13 protein-coding genes and 2 pseudogenes are annotated in these 13,678 nt (G+C 65.1%); 4 read left to right on the top strand and 11 right to left on the bottom strand.

What is annotated here, in order from left to right; genetic code table 11:
* The 3 genes and pseudogenes from ACLP9N_RS30400 to ACLP9N_RS30390 form a co-directional block, all read right to left on the bottom strand.
* A partial coding sequence (locus ACLP9N_RS30400) for a WXG100 family type VII secretion target (protein WP_442410524.1) occupies nt 1-205 on the bottom strand: 205 nt, incomplete at its 3' end.
* A gap of 112 nt (nt 206-317) precedes the next feature.
* The gene (locus ACLP9N_RS30395) at nt 318-644 is read right to left on the bottom strand and encodes a hypothetical protein (protein ID WP_442410848.1); all 327 of its coding nucleotides are present in this window, start codon (nt 642-644) and stop codon (nt 318-320) included.
* 223 nt (nt 645-867) lie between these two features.
* Nucleotides 868-2,182: pseudogene (locus tag ACLP9N_RS30390) on the bottom strand (phospholipase C); the annotation flags it as partial.
* A 325-nt stretch (nt 2,183-2,507) separates the two neighbouring features.
* Between ACLP9N_RS30390 and ACLP9N_RS30385 the strand changes: the two are divergent.
* Nucleotides 2,508-3,230, top strand: coding sequence for a GAP family protein (locus ACLP9N_RS30385; RefSeq protein WP_442410843.1), 723 nt, complete (start codon nt 2,508-2,510; stop codon nt 3,228-3,230).
* A gap of 33 nt (nt 3,231-3,263) precedes the next feature.
* Here the strand turns inward: ACLP9N_RS30385 and ACLP9N_RS30380 are convergent, their stop codons facing one another.
* From ACLP9N_RS30380 to ACLP9N_RS30370, 3 genes and pseudogenes are all read right to left on the bottom strand, one after another.
* The gene (locus tag ACLP9N_RS30380; RefSeq protein ID WP_442410842.1) at nt 3,264-4,499 is read right to left on the bottom strand and encodes a PPE family protein; all 1,236 of its coding nucleotides are present in this window, start codon (nt 4,497-4,499) and stop codon (nt 3,264-3,266) included.
* A gap of 249 nt (nt 4,500-4,748) precedes the next feature.
* Nucleotides 4,749-6,344 (bottom strand): annotated as a pseudogene (locus ACLP9N_RS30375) (PPE family protein); the annotation flags it as partial.
* Nucleotides 6,340-7,731 (bottom strand): glycine--tRNA ligase, encoded by a 1,392-nt coding sequence (locus ACLP9N_RS30370; RefSeq protein WP_442410847.1) that lies wholly within the window; start codon nt 7,729-7,731, stop codon nt 6,340-6,342. The gene ACLP9N_RS30370 and the pseudogene ACLP9N_RS30375, both read right to left, overlap by 5 nt.
* A 166-nt stretch (nt 7,732-7,897) precedes the next feature.
* Between ACLP9N_RS30370 and ACLP9N_RS30365 the strand changes: the two genes are divergently transcribed.
* The gene (locus tag ACLP9N_RS30365; RefSeq protein ID WP_442410841.1) at nt 7,898-8,305 is read left to right on the top strand and encodes an ArsR/SmtB family transcription factor; all 408 of its coding nucleotides are present in this window, start codon (nt 7,898-7,900) and stop codon (nt 8,303-8,305) included.
* Nucleotides 8,306-8,402: 97 nt separating this feature from the next.
* The gene (locus ACLP9N_RS30360) at nt 8,403-8,795 is read left to right on the top strand and encodes a Fur family transcriptional regulator (protein WP_442410840.1); all 393 of its coding nucleotides are present in this window, start codon (nt 8,403-8,405) and stop codon (nt 8,793-8,795) included.
* Nucleotides 8,796-8,811: 16 nt separating this feature from the next.
* Here ACLP9N_RS30360 and ACLP9N_RS30355 read toward each other — a convergent pair whose 3' ends face one another.
* From ACLP9N_RS30355 to recO, 3 genes are read right to left on the bottom strand one after another with little or no spacing between them, the layout of a single operon-like run.
* On the bottom strand, nt 8,812-9,276 hold the full coding sequence (locus tag ACLP9N_RS30355) for a hypothetical protein (protein WP_442410839.1): 465 nt from the start codon (nt 9,274-9,276) through the stop codon (nt 8,812-8,814).
* Nucleotides 9,276-10,166 carry a decaprenyl diphosphate synthase gene (locus ACLP9N_RS30350; protein ID WP_442410838.1) on the bottom strand — a complete coding sequence of 297 codons (891 nt, stop codon included), beginning with the start codon at nt 10,164-10,166 and terminating at the stop codon, nt 9,276-9,278. The genes ACLP9N_RS30355 and ACLP9N_RS30350 overlap by 1 nt, the downstream gene beginning before the upstream one ends.
* Nucleotides 10,159-10,965: a DNA repair protein RecO gene (gene recO / locus ACLP9N_RS30345; protein WP_442410837.1), complete on the bottom strand. Its 807-nt coding sequence runs from the start codon at nt 10,963-10,965 to the stop codon at nt 10,159-10,161. The genes ACLP9N_RS30350 and recO overlap by 8 nt, the downstream gene beginning before the upstream one ends.
* Nucleotides 10,966-11,026: 61 nt before the next feature.
* Between recO and ACLP9N_RS30340 the strand changes: the two genes are divergently transcribed.
* Entirely contained in the window at nt 11,027-12,481 is a 1,455-nt protein-coding gene (locus ACLP9N_RS30340) for an amidase (protein ID WP_442410836.1), read from the top strand.
* On the opposite strand, the gene era is transcribed toward ACLP9N_RS30340, so the two are convergent.
* Both era and ACLP9N_RS30330 read right to left on the bottom strand, forming a co-directional pair.
* Nucleotides 12,478-13,377, bottom strand: a complete 900-nt coding sequence (gene era / locus ACLP9N_RS30335) for a GTPase Era (RefSeq protein WP_442410835.1) — start codon at nt 13,375-13,377, stop codon at nt 12,478-12,480. The two genes, ACLP9N_RS30340 and era, sit on opposite strands and share 4 nt — an antisense overlap.
* The gene (locus ACLP9N_RS30330) at nt 13,377-13,640 is read right to left on the bottom strand and encodes a cytidine deaminase (RefSeq protein WP_442410846.1); all 264 of its coding nucleotides are present in this window, start codon (nt 13,638-13,640) and stop codon (nt 13,377-13,379) included. Before ACLP9N_RS30330 ends, era begins: the two co-directional genes overlap by 1 nt.
* Nucleotides 13,641-13,678 lie beyond the last annotated feature (38 nt).

The raw sequence follows: 13,678 nt of genomic DNA, 5'->3' as shown, positions 1-13,678 counted from the left end.
TGTTCACGATGTTGTTGAAGGCCTGGTTCATCTGGCCCATCGTGTCGTAAGAGGTCGCCTGAGCGGTACCGCTCCAGCCAGCCCCGGCGATGTTCTGCGAGGACGCCCACATCTTGCGAGCCTCGTCCGACACCGTCTGAGCGTGCATCTCGAAACGACCTGCCATCGCCCGCATAGCGTGCGGGTCGGTCATAAAGCGTGCCATGTTTAGTCTCCTTGTCAGCTGAAACTTGTCGTATGGGTTAGCCGTCGTAATCGCCGACTACGGGAGCACCGAAGCCACCGATTACGTGTGAAGCAGCGCCAGTCTTCCTCTCTCAACCAGCCGCCGGAGAATGCGGTATCACGCTGCTGCTTCGCGGCATGTCGAAGCGAGGTTCAGCCTCGGCTTCCCACTCGCTCCACTCTCTCCACTCGTCCCACTCGTCCATGTTTTCAGCGGCCGCGTCAGAGTTGGCGCCGTCGACCGCCATAGCATCGGGCTCGGTGCCCTCTTCAGGCTCCGGTGCCCATGGATCGTAGTTATCCGGTGGTACCGCAACGCCCCAGCTGAGCGGTACCGACAACGTGCCGAGCATTCCTGACTCGCCCCGAAGCGCCGCCACTGCATCGTCTGGCAAGGGCGAACCTAGAGGCAAGAGCACGTTGTCCCTTTCCAACTCCGATCCCATAGGGTCAGGCTCAGCGGCAAATACTTACCACCAAGCACTACGCATCGTAAGCCAATTCCCGCGACAATGTCGTCGAATTGACGATCCAAATTTGCCGCGACAACGCACGTTGTCATATGAGGTGGACGGCATCGGGGGTAACGCAACGTCTGGATGTGGCCGGACCCTCGAATCTGCGGGCCTCGCGGGTTCTGGGTCAGCACAGACCGCTGGGTTTCGGACGGGCGGGTCCGGATTCCTGGGTGGGCATTTTCTGCGGGTAGGGCACTCGATACGGAACCGTTGCCGCTGCGACGGTTCCCAGCACCAGGTTGGGAAAGCACTGCGTGAGTTTGGGAATCGCGGCCAGCGCCGGGTGCTGCAGGTTGGGCGGCGACGGGTCCGGCGGAACGGCGAAGTTGAACGCCGAGGTCATATCGCCGACCGTGCTGTTCCGCCAGGCGCTGATGTTGGGAACGGGCACGTTGAATCGTCTGGAGATGAATTTCAGCGTCGAAGTGTGGTCGAAGACGTCACTGACCTTGAGCGGGCCCCGGCTGTACGGAGAAATGACGAAACAGGGCACGCGAAAACCCAGGCCGATCGGCCCCCGGATGCCGCTGGAGCCATTCACTGCGTTGATGTCGGGGACCGTGACGTATTCGCCGGGCGTGCCGGGCGGCGGGGTCGGCGGCGTGACGTGGTCGAAGAAGCCGCCGTTTTCGTCGTAGTTGACGATCAGCGCGGTCTTTTCCCACACCGCCGGATTGGACAGCAACATCCGCAGCACGTCGACGATTGCCGCGGCGCCGACCGCGACCGGCAACGAGGGATGCTCCGAGTATTGGAACCCGGGAAGTACCCAGGAAACCGCCGGCAGTTTGTTTGCTCTGATGTCGGCGGCGAAGGTGCCGGGATAGGTGGGGGCGATGCCGTTGCGGGCCAGGCTCGAGCTCGGGTCCCCGGCCTGCTTGAAGTCGTTTAGCAGCCCGTTGTAGCCGATGACGGTGTTGTTCAGAGCCCCGAGCACCTTGTTCTGGTAAACCTTCCAGCTGACGCCGCCATTGTCGAGGTTCTCCGGCATAATGCGCCAGCTGTAGTGCTGCAGCGGTTGGATGTCGGGCTCCACCAGTACCGGCCCGCCGTGAGTGCCGTCGGGGTCGATCCAGGCGCTCATCCAGTACAGCCGGTTGGGTGTGGTGCCCTCCCAACAGCGAACAGTGGTACTGGTCGCAAATTGTGAAGGTGTCGGCCAGCAGGTAATGGATCGGAAGGTCCTTGCGGGTGTAATAGCCCATTGGCGCCGGGACATTGCCCTGTATCGGGCTGTTCGAGACCTGCGCCGGCAGCCAACCGTTGTTGGCACCACCGTTCCATGACTGGTGCATGGCGATCCAGGCGTGGTCGGGGTCCTGGACGCATTCGCCGTCGAGCAGGGGGCCCCGGGTGGTGTCGAAGCGGAACGGGATGGTGACGCCACCGGGATCGATGGCCTGCGTCGCCGGATTCCAGCCTTTCTGCTGGAACAGCGGCGGGCTCGCCGATTGAAGCTTCGGCCGGCGTACCCGTCGCGGAAAGGCGCCACTCCGAGTTTATTTATCTCACATTCCTCATCGAACTTTAATAAACACCAACGAATCCTAATAGACTCGCTTGATTTCGGACTGCACACGGGCGATTCGAGGCGTATTTCCAGGTCAGCACCGTTAGCGTGCGCCGTCAGCAACCTTATTCATGACTCAGAAGACTCATGCGCCGGACCATTTTCCGTCTTTTCCGAGGCGCTTGGTGGGGCCAAATCTAATATGCCGGATATTTAGTGGACTAATTCGGTGATCACCCGGTAGCGTCCCGGCCATGTGGTGCACGGTGCTGCTGTTAGCTCTTGTGGCGACAGTGGATCCTGTGCGGCTTGGGACCAGTGTTGTCTTGTATTCGCGGCCCCGGCCCGTGCGTCATCTCGTTACGTTCTGGCTCGGCGGCCTGACGATAAGCGCCGTCGTTGCTCTGGGTGTGCTCTTCGGGATGCGCGATTTCGCGCTCGGAGTCATGCACAGGGTGCAACTCGCCGCTGCCAGCTCAACCGTCGGCAACATTCAGATCGCTGCGGGTGTGCTGGTGCTGCTGATCGCGGCACTCGCGGCCGGCCTGGTACCCCGCCAGCGGATGCGGCTGGTCATGCCCGGCGCCGACTCGTCTCACATGGAAACACTGACCTCGACCGCGTTCTCCAGACTGTCGATGCGCGTCCATGACGCGCTGCGGGCTGGACCACTGTGGGTGCCGTTCGTCCTCGGCGTTGGGTTGTTGATGGACTTTCGGTACCTGGCGGCGCTCGCCGCCATTTTGGCCTCGAGAGCCGCAACGGGCACGCAGGTCAGTGCAGCCGCTCTGTACACGGTCGTAACGCTGGCATTCATCGAGATCCCACTCGCCAGCCAACTGGCAGCACCCGCACGGACCGGACAGGTCATGGCGCAGGTGCATAGCTGGGTGAAAGCTCGCCGGCAACAGGTCTTCGCGCTGGTCATTGCCCTGCTGGGGGTTTTCCTGATGACCAGGGGCATGGGCCACGCCTGAGCCCAAAACGAAGGACGGAAACGTCCCTAGCTGTCAGACGCCGGTGCGTGGGACGACGCTGGGCCGGTTCTGCACCACATGCGGGCTGGCGCCACCGCGGCCCATCATGCCCCCGGGCATCCCGGCGCCCATACCACCCATCGGCATCGGCATCGGCATCATGCCACCTCCGGCGCCCTGAGCGGCCCCGGCCATCGCCGCGGCGTTGGGCATACCGCCCATCCCCGACATCGCCGAACTGACCATCCGCGCCGGCATCGATCCCTGCCACGTCGGGGGCACCGACATCGCCCCCACCAACCGCGCCTTACCCAAATCCGCGCCCATGCCCGCGCCCAGACCCCCAGCACCACCAAACGGCTTGAGATCCGGAGCCGCACTACCCACAAACTTGGTCGCATCACCGGCCAACCCCGCCGCATTGGCCCCAGCCAAACCAGCCGACGCAGCCCCGCTGCTATTGGCCATCTGAAAGATGCTCATCAACGGCGACATCGCCATGCTGGCCGGATACATCGCAATCTGAGCAACCGAGGTCAACGGCTGTATCCCCGAAGCCGCCGACTCCACCGACGACAACAACGCCGCCGGGTTAGACAACGCCGCGGTCACCGACGAACCCAACGACGTCAGCGACGAGCCCGCCCCCGACAGCGCCGAGGTCACCGACGAACCCAACGACGACACCACACTCGTCACCTGCGTACCCAACTGCGACACCCAGCCGGCCAACCCCGCCAAACTCAGCGGCGGGACATTGAACTGCGCCATCGTCGAAGCCACCGCCGCCGACGTCGTGTGATACCCCATCATCGCGGCCACATCAGCAGCCCACATCTCCACATACTGAAACTCCGTGGCCGCGATCGCCGGAGCGTTAATCCCGAAAAAGTTCGTCGCCACCAACGTCGCCAACGTCGTGCGATTCCCCGTCACCGCCGCCGGATGCACCGTGCCCGCCAACGCCGTCTCAAACGCCGCCGCCGCCGCCCGCGCCTGAGCAGCCGCCGAAGCCGCCTGCCCCGCCGCCGCGGTCAACCACCCCACATACGGCGTGGCCGCCGCCGCCATCGACGCCGACGCCGGACCCGCCCACGGCCCCGCCGTCAACCCCACAATCACCGAATCAAACGACGACGCCGACGCCGACAAATCCTGCGCCAACCCATCCCAGGCCATCGCGGCCACATGCAACGGCCCCGACCCCGCACCAGCAAAAATCCGCGCCGAATTAATCTCCGGCGGCAACCACGCAAAATCCAAAACCATCACAACCCCAACCCAGCCAGCCGCCCGAGCGGCGCCGACAACAGGACACCCCGACTGTCACGCTCAACGTCCCCGCACATGACAACCACCACGGCCGGATCGTATGTCAATTTCCACCAAAAATCAGTGGTTTCACCAAACGCGTTGGACCGATCCGAGAACGGCAGCTTGCGGTTTCGTCCCGCTGGGACGTGTCCGCGACGGGACACTGTCGAGCCGGTCAGAGGGGCCATGAGCGGGCTGTCGCCTTTAGAACAGGCTGTTGAAGAAACCCGAAAGCCCATTGCCGACGTTGCCGAGACCCGAGGTGCCGCTGCCGGAAATGAAGTAGCCCGAACTCGTGACGCCCCCGACAAAGAAGCCGGTGTCGTTGACCGCTGCGTTCGTGTAACCCGCGTTGCCGATACCCGCGTTGCGGATTCCCGAGTTTCCCGGCATGGCGTCGGTCGTGCTGGTGTTGGTGAGGCCCGAGTTACCGAAGCCCGAATTCTGAAAGCCAGAGTTTCCAGTGCCGTCAGGGTTGTTTTGGCCGATGCCCGAGTTATTCATGCCGTCGTTGAGGAATCCCGAGTTCAGGACGGTTTGAGTCGCTGGGCTGAAGAGGCCGGTGTTCAGCTTCCCCGCATTGAACCCGCCGGTGTTGATATCGCCGGCGTTTGCGAAGCCCGTGTTGGTGTCGCCCGCATTTCCCAAACCGGTGTTGACGTCGCCGGCGTTGAAGAATCCGGAGTTCCCGCCGCCCGCGTTCGCGTACCCCCAGTTTATCGAGCCGCCGTTGAAGGCGCCCCAATTCGTGCTGCCGCCATCGAAACTGCCCGTGTTTCCGCTGCCGGCGTCCGCGAAGCCGGTGTTTGTGCTGCCGCCGTTCCAGAAGCCGGTGTTGACGTCGCCCGCGTTTCCGAAGCCGAAGTTTCCGCTACCTGCGTTCCCGAACCCGATGTTGTTGCTGCCCGAGTTGAAGAACCCGATGTTGTTGTTACCCGAGTTACCGAATCCGATGTTGCCGGTGCCTGAGTTCAGATGGATGCCGATCTGGCCGGTGCCGGTAACGCCGATGCCGATGTTGTCGTCACCGGAGTTCCCGAAGCCGATATTGCCGCTGCCACTGTTTCCGAACCCGAAGTTGTTGTCACCGGTATTTCCGCCGCCGAAGTTGAGGTTGCCGTGATTTCCGCCGCCGAAAGTTGTTGTCGCCGATGTTGCCGTTGCCCAGATTCAAATCGCCTTTGTTGCCGCTGCCCAGGTTGGCGTCACCGTGGTTTCCGCTGCCTATGTTGAAGCTGCCGATGTTGCCAAGGCCCAAGTTGAAGCTGCCGGCGTTCCCGATGCTCACGGTGATGGTCGAGAGGGTGGCCGCCGAGGCGGCGCCCCGCAACGCGGCCGGTAACGACCCCCGCCACGGCACCAACTGCGCAGCCAACCCCGACACCGCCGAGTGATAACCGGCCATCGCACTCACATCAGCAGCCCACATCTGCTCGTACTGGCCCTCCACAGCCGCAATCGCCGCCGCGTTCTGCCCGAACAGATTCGACACCACCAACTTCACCAACGCACCGCGATTAGCCGCCACCGCAACGGATGCACCGTCGCCGCCCGCGCCGCCTCAAACACACTGGCCACCGCTTTAGCCTGCGCCGCCGTCCCCGCAACCCGCGCCGCCGCCGCACCCAACCACCCCGCATAGGGCCGGGCGGCAGCCACCATCGCCGCCGACGCCGGCCCCCGCCACCCCTGATCCGCCAGGCCCGACGTCACCGACGAAAACGAATCCGCAGCCGAGCCCAACTCGGCCGCCAACCCCTCCCAGGCCGCCGCAGCCGCCAACATCGGACCCGAACTAGCTGCCCTTCAGGTGCGCCGCCAGATAGTCAGAGACGTTGCTCATGGCGACCCGCTCCTGTGTCATGGCGTCGCGCTCGCGCACCGTAACAGCGTTGTCTTCGAGTGAGTCGAAATCCACCGTCACGCAAAATGGCGTGCCGACCTCATCCTGGCGCCGGTACCGCCTTCCGATGGCGCCGGCGTCGTCGAAGTCGATGTTCCAGTTTTTCCGCAATTCAGCAGCCAGGTCACGGGCCTTGGGGCTCAGGTCGGCGTGGCGGGACAGCGGCAACACGGCGGCCTTGACCGGCGCCAGTCGCGGGTCCAATCGAAGCACCGAGCGCTTGTCCATCCCGCCTTTGGCATTCGGGGCTTCATCCTCGGTGTAGGCGTCGATCAAAAACGCCATGAACGACCGAGTCAGGCCGGCTGCGGGTTCGATGACGTACGGCGTGTACCGGGTGTCGTTGACCTGATCGTAAAAGGACAGGTCGACACCGGAATGCTTGGTGTGCGTTGACAAGTCGAAGTCGGTCCGGTTCGCGACGCCTTCCAGCTCACCCCACGGGTTGCCGACGAAGCCGAACTTGTACTCGATGTCGACGGTGCGGTCGGAGTAGTGCGACAGCTTCTCCTTCGCGTGTTCATACAGCCGCAGGTTCTCCGGATCGATACCGAGGTCGACATACCACTGCAGGCGGGTGTCGATCCAATACTGATGCCATTCCTTGGCGGTCGCCGGCTCGACGAAAAACTCCATCTCCATCTGCTCGAACTCGCGGGTGCGGAATATGAAGTTGCCCGGGGTGATCTCATTGCGAAAGCTCTTGCCGATCTGCCCGATGCCGAACGGCGGCTTGCGGCGCGCGGTCGTCACGACGTTGGCGAAATTGACGAAGATGCCCTGCGCGGTCTCGGGGCGCAGATAGTGCAGCCCCTCCTCGGTCTCGATGGGTCCGAGATAGGTCTTGAGCATCATGTTGAACTCGCGCGGCTCGGTCCACTCCCCTTTGGTGCCACAGTCGGGGCAAACGATCTCGGTCATCGGCACCGAATCGGGATCGACGATCCCCTTCTTCGTCGAGTAGGCCTCCTGCATGTGGTCCTGTCGATGCCGGTGGTGACAGCTCAGGCACTCGACCAGCGGGTCGTGGAAGACCTCGACGTGGCCAGAGGCCACCCACACCGGCCGCGGCAGGATGATCGACGAATCGAGCCCGACGACGTCGTCGCGGCCGGTGACGACCGCGCGCCACCACTGACGCTTGATGTTCTCCTTGAGTTCGACGCCCAGCGGACCGTAGTCCCACGCTGATTTGGTGCCGCCATAGATCTCACCCGAGGGAAAGACGAAGCCGCGCCGTTTGGCCAGGTTGACTACGGTGTCGATGACGGACGCCACAGGGATAGTCCACTTCCTTCCCGGATTGGGGCCAGGCGCGCGCGGTGACGAACCGCTGCACCCAAAACATCAGTCATGGTAGCGATCGGCACCTCGATCTTTGACATGCATCATCATGCATGTGACAGTGGAAGTCAGCCGAACCTTTCCCGACAGCGGGTGATGACTTCAGATGGCGATGTCCTCGACGCCGACCGCCGCAGACGGTTCATCGTCAACGATGACCCCTGATCTGCTTGGCGGCCACGAGCACGGCGGGCTTTCGGGGCTCGCTGACTACCCCGCGCCGCCGCCGCGCGAGATTCTGGACGCTGCCGGCGAGCTGCTGCGCGCGCTGGCAGCGCCGGTGCGGATCGCCATCGTGCTGCAACTGCGGGAATCCCAGCGCTGCGTGCATGAACTGGTCGACGCCCTGGGCGTGCCACAGCCGCTGGTGAGCCAACATCTGAAGATCCTCAAAGCGGCGGGGGTGGTCGCCGGGGAGCGCTCTGGCCGCGAAGTCCTTTACCGGCTTGCCGACCACCACCTTGCGCACATCGTCGTGGACGCGGTTGCCCACGCCAGCGAGGACAGGCCGTGACCTGCGCCGGCGACGATGCAGAGCGCAGCGATGAGGTGGGGGCACGCCCCCACGAGTGGGAGGTACCCCCATCCGCTTGCGGGGGAGAGTGGCGCCGATGACAGGAGCCAGCGTCCGTGCCACCCGCCAGCGAGCCGCGATTTCGACACTTTTGGAGACCCTCGACGAGTTCCGCTCCGCCCAGGAGCTGCACGACGAGCTGCGCCGCCGCGGCGAGAACATCGGCCTGACCACCGTCTACCGGACGCTGCAATCGATGGCGGCGGCGGGAATGCTCGACACGCTGCGCACCGACACCGGGGAGTCGGTCTATCGCAGGTGCTCCGAGCACCATCACCACCATCTGGTGTGTCGCAGCTGCGGCGCCGCCATCGAGGTGGGCGATCACGAGGTCGAGGTGTGGGCGGCGGAAGTGGCCAGCAAACACGGATTCTCCGACGTCAGCCACACCATCGAGATCTTCGGAACCTGCTCCGACTGCCGGACCTAGGAGCCTCCGAGCAGGCTCAGCCTGTTTGCGAGCCCGTCAGCGCGCGCCGAATCTGGGCGCCGGTGTCCAGCACCAGCAGGATCAAGGTGCGCAGCGCGGCGTCAGTCAAGCCGGCGCCGGGAAAGTTGTATCGCAGCATCACGTCTGCTTTTTTGGACGCGGTCGTGGACGCACCCCTGCCGGAGTTGCGCTGCGCGGCCTTCGCATCGGGCTTTTCGGAGACCTTCTCGACCATGGTCACCGTTCCGAGATTGGTATCGCGCGCATGCCTGGCCACCTGGTCGCTGACCTTCTTGGTCAGCGGCAGATCCCAGGCCAGTATCTGGGTTAGTGAGACCAGGTCGAGGTCCTCGACGATGTTCACCACGCGCAACGACGCGAACGTGTCGTCATGGCGCACCGTGAGCCCGCCGTCGGGTTCCTCCTCCACGGGCATGATTTCGCGGAGTATCGCTTCCAGCCGCTCCTGCAGGGATGGCACTAGGCGCTCCCGAACCGTCGATCGCGGTATGCGTATTCCTCGCAGGCCGCCCATAAGTCGCGACGGTCATAGTCGGGCCACAACTTGTCCTGAAAGATGAATTCGGCGTAGGCCGCCTGCCACAGCATGAAATTGCTGGACCGCTGCTCCCCCGAGGTCCGCAGGAAGAGGTCGACGTCGGGGATGTCGGGCCGGTTCAGGTGACGGGCGATGGTGGCCTCGGTGATGCGGTCCGGGTTGAGCCTACCCGCGGCCGCCTCACGAGCGATATCCCTTGCAGCTTCGGCGATTTCGGTGCGGCCACCGTAGTTGACACAGTAATTGACCGTGATGACGTCGTTGCCTGCCGTCATGGCCTCCGCGATTGCCAATTCATCGATGACGCTGCGCCACAGCCGTGGCCGGGAGCCCACCCACCGGATCCGGACACCCATTGCCTTGAGGTTCTCCCGTCGGCGGCGCACCACGTCGCGGTTGAAGCCCATCAGAAAGCGAACTTCCTCGGCGGAACGCTTCCAGTTCTCGGTGGAGAAGGCGTAGAGACTGAGCCACTTGATCCCGAGTTCTATTGCACCGCAGACGATGTCGATCACCACTGCCTCGCCCATCTTGTGACCCTCGGTGCGGGACAGGCCACGCTGGGTGGCCCAGCGGCCATTGCCGTCCATCACGATGGCGACGTGATTGGGCACCCGGTCGGCGGGAATCCGCGGCGCGGCCGCTTTCGACGTGTGCTGGGGCGGCCGACTGGGGCCGCCGTCCAAGGATGGCGGCAGCTCCGGGAAGACAACGGGCCATGTCGACTTGTCTGGAAAGGTCGGGTAGTCCTCGGGCGCGGCGGGCAGTTGCGGGAAGCCGGCAGGCTTCAGCTTGCGCGCGATCTTAGCCACAGGTCATATCCTGTCTGATCAGCGCGGCGCGCCGATCGGCAACCGAGCGATCGACCTGATACGCCTGATTGGTTCGTTCCACTAGCGGCAGGGTTTTGAGCTGCCGCTCCAGATGCCATTGCAGGTGTGCGGCCACCAATCCGCTGACGTGGTTGCGGTGGGATTGCGGCGCCTCCTGGGCGGCCTCCCAATCGCCGTCGTGCAACGCACACATCAGTTCCAGCACACCCAGCGGCGGCGTTGTCGAACCGGCCGGGCGGCAGTGCGCGCACACGCTGCCCCCGGCGGCGATGTGAAATGCCCGATGCGGACCGGGTGTAGCACAGCGGGCGCACTCGGTCAGCGCCGGCGCCCATCCGGCGATACCCATGGCACGCAACAGATAGGCGTCCAGCAGCAAGTCACGGGATCGGCGTCCGTCGGCCACCGCCCGCAGGGCGCTCACCGTGAGCCGGTGCAGCTCCGGGGCGGGCGCCCGCTCCTCACCGGCGAGGCGTTCGGCGGTTTCCAGCATCGCGCACCCACAGGTGTACCGGCCGTAGTCGCTGACGATGTCGGTGGCGAACGCGTCGATAGCGACGACCTGGGTGACGATGTCGAGGTTGCGGCCCGGGTGCAGTTGCACGTCGATGTGCGCGAACGGCTCCAGTCGCGCACCGAATTTGCTGCGGGTGCGGCGCACGCCTCTGGCCACCGCGCGAACCAGCCCGTGATCGCGGGTCAATAAGGTCACGATTCGGTCGGCTTCGCCGAGCTTGTGCTGGCGCAACACTACAGCCCGGTCTCGATACAGCCGCATCACAATAGTTTTGCACCCCGCCGCGACATTACGGGTATCCGCGCCGTTAGTCTCGTACCCCGTGATTGGCGCTTCTGGGTCCGCTTCCGGGTCCGCTTCCGGATCCCGCGACCAGCGCCTGCCCACGCTCACTGACCTGCTGTATAAGCTTGCCACCCGCTCGGTGACCTCCGACACACTGGTGCGCCGTTCCCTGCACGCGATCGACATGAGCCAGTCCACGCTGAACGCGTTCCGGGTGGTGCTCACCGAGTCCGCGCTGGCCGACGCAGCGCAGGCCGACCGGCGTCGGGCCGCCGGCGACACGGCGCCGTTGCTGGGCATCCCGATCGCGGTCAAAGACGACGTCGACGTTGCTGGAGTGCCCACCGCCTTCGGTACCGAGGGGCACGTCCGGCCCGCCACCCACGACGCGGAGGTGGTTCGCCGGCTGAAGGCGGCCGGCGCGGTGATCGTCGGCAAAACCAACACCTGCGAACTGGGTCAGTGGCCGTTCACCAGCGGACCCGGATTCGGGCACACCCGCAACCCCTGGTCGCGCCGGCACACCCCGGGCGGATCGTCGGGCGGCAGCGCGGCCGCGGTGGCCGCGGGGCTGGTGACCGCCGCCATCGGCTCCGACGGCGCCGGCAGCGTCCGGGTTCCCGCGGCCTGGACACATCTGGTGGGCATCAAACCGCAACGCGGCCGCATCTCCACCTGGCCGCTGCCGGAGGCCTTCAACGGCATCGCGGTCAACGGCGTGCTGGCCCGCACCGTGGCCGATGCGGCATTGGTGCTCGACGCCGCGTCCGGAAATGTCGAGGGCGACCGCCACAAGCCGCCCCCGGTGACGGCGTCCGACTACGTCGGCATCGCACCCGGTCCGCTGAACATCGCGCTGTCAACCCGGTTCCCGTACACGTTCTTTCGGGCCAAGCTGCACCCCGAAATCCTGGCGGCGACGCGAGCGGTGGCCAAGCAGCTCGAGTTGCTCGGCCACACCGTGGTCTCGGGCAACCCGGACTACGGCCTGCGGTTGTCGTGGGACTTTCTCGCCCGGTCCACGTCGGGCCTGCGGGACTGGGAGGAGCGGCTGGGCGACGGTGTCATCCTGGACCGCCGCACCCTGTCCAATCTGCGGATGGGTCATGTGCTGGGACAGGCGATTCTGAAAAGCGCGCGCCGCCACGAGGCCGCCGACCAACATCGGGTGGGTTCGATCTTCGACATCGTCGATGTGGTGCTGGCGCCGACCACCGCGCAACCACCGCCGTTGGCGCGCTCCTTCGACCGGCTGGGCGGCCTGGCCACCGACCGCACCATGATCCGCACCTGCCCGGTGACATGGCCGTGGAACGTGTTGGGCTGGCCGTCGATCAACGTGCCGGCAGGGTTCACCTCGGATGGCCTGCCGATCGGGGTGCAACTGATGGGGCCGGCGAACAGCGAAGGCATGCTGATCTCGCTGGCCGCCGAGCTGGAGGCGGTCTGCGGCTGGGCGTCCAAGCAGCCGAACGTGTGGTGGAACAGTTAAAACCCAAGTCTGCCAAGCTGTTTAGGGTCGCTCTGCCAGTTCTTGGCGACCTTGACACGCAGGTCGAGATAGATCTTGGTGCCCAACAGCTTCTCGATCTGGCCGCGCGCCGCGGTACCCACTTCCCGCAGTCGGGCGCCGCCCTTGCCGATGACGATCCCCTTCTGGCTGTCCCGCTCGACATACAGCACCGCGTACACGTCGATGAGATCATCCCGGCCGTCACGCCTTTCTACCTCGTCGATCACCACCGCCAATGAATGCGGCAGCTCGTCGCGCACTCCCTCCAGGACGGCCTCGCGGATGAGCTCGGCCATCAGGATCTCCTCGGGTTCGTCGGTCAGCTCACCGTCGGGGTAGTACGCCGGGCCCGCGGGCAAGGCCGCGGCCAGCACGTCGATCAGCACATCGACCTGCTCGCCGGTGACCGCCGAGACCGGAACGATCTCCGCTGCGTTGTCGACCAGTTCAGCGACCGCGACCAGCTGCGCGGCAACCTGGTCTTTGGAGACTTTGTCGATCTTGGTGACCACGACCACGAGCGTCGTCTTGGGCGCGACCGAACGGATCTGCTCGACGATCCACCTGTCGCCCGGACCGATCGCTTCGTCAGCCGGAATGCACAGCCCGATGACGTCAACCTCGGCATAGGTGTCGCGGACCAAGTCGTTGAGCCGCTTGCCCAGCAGAGTGCGCGGCCGGTGCAGGCCGGGGGTGTCGACCAGAATGATCTGGAAGTTCTCCCGGTGCACGATCCCGCGAATAGTGTGCCGGGTGGTCTGCGGCGTCATCGAGGTAATCGCCACCTTTGCCCCGACCAATGCGTTGGTCAGCGTCGACTTGCCGGTATTCGGCCGGCCCACCAAACACACGAAGCCCGAGCGGAATTCGGTCATCACAGCCGGCTTCCGGCGCTGTTGGTGACGATCACAACGGCCGTCGGCGACAGCTCGCGGACCGCGGCGATACCGGAATCGTCGACGGACCCGGCCACCAGCACGGCGGACCGAAGCGCTCTCGCCCCGCTGGATACGGCCGCGGCCACCGCCGGCTGCAGTGCGGTCAGCTCCAGCGTCGACAAGGCCACCGGCGCAGCCGCATGCGTGCGGCCGTCGACGTCCCGCACCGCGGCGGCGCTGCCGGCTTGGGCGCGCGCCATCGCAGCCCGCGCCAGCGCCACCAGCTCGGCGTCCTCGG

This window comes from Mycobacterium sp., from assembly GCF_052144515.1.
Lineage (GTDB): Bacteria > Actinomycetota > Actinomycetes > Mycobacteriales > Mycobacteriaceae > Mycobacterium.
This window is presented reverse-complemented; position numbering and strand designations above follow the sequence as displayed.

Coding starts and splice junctions, on each gene's coding strand:
- ACLP9N_RS30385 (WP_442410843.1), top strand. CDS start 2,508: ATGTGGTGCACGGTGCTGCTGTTAGCTCTTGTGGCGACAGTGGATCCT.
- ACLP9N_RS30380 (WP_442410842.1), bottom strand. CDS start 4,499: ATGGTTTTGGATTTTGCGTGGTTGCCGCCGGAGATTAATTCGGCGCGG.
- ACLP9N_RS30365 (WP_442410841.1), top strand. CDS start 7,898: ATGGCGATGTCCTCGACGCCGACCGCCGCAGACGGTTCATCGTCAACG.
- ACLP9N_RS30360 (WP_442410840.1), top strand. CDS start 8,403: ATGACAGGAGCCAGCGTCCGTGCCACCCGCCAGCGAGCCGCGATTTCG.
- recO (WP_442410837.1), bottom strand. CDS start 10,965: ATGCGGCTGTATCGAGACCGGGCTGTAGTGTTGCGCCAGCACAAGCTC.
- era (WP_442410835.1), bottom strand. CDS start 13,377: ATGACCGAATTCCGCTCGGGCTTCGTGTGTTTGGTGGGCCGGCCGAAT.
- ACLP9N_RS30330 (WP_442410846.1), bottom strand. CDS start 13,640: ATGGCGCGCGCCCAAGCCGGCAGCGCCGCCGCGGTGCGGGACGTCGAC.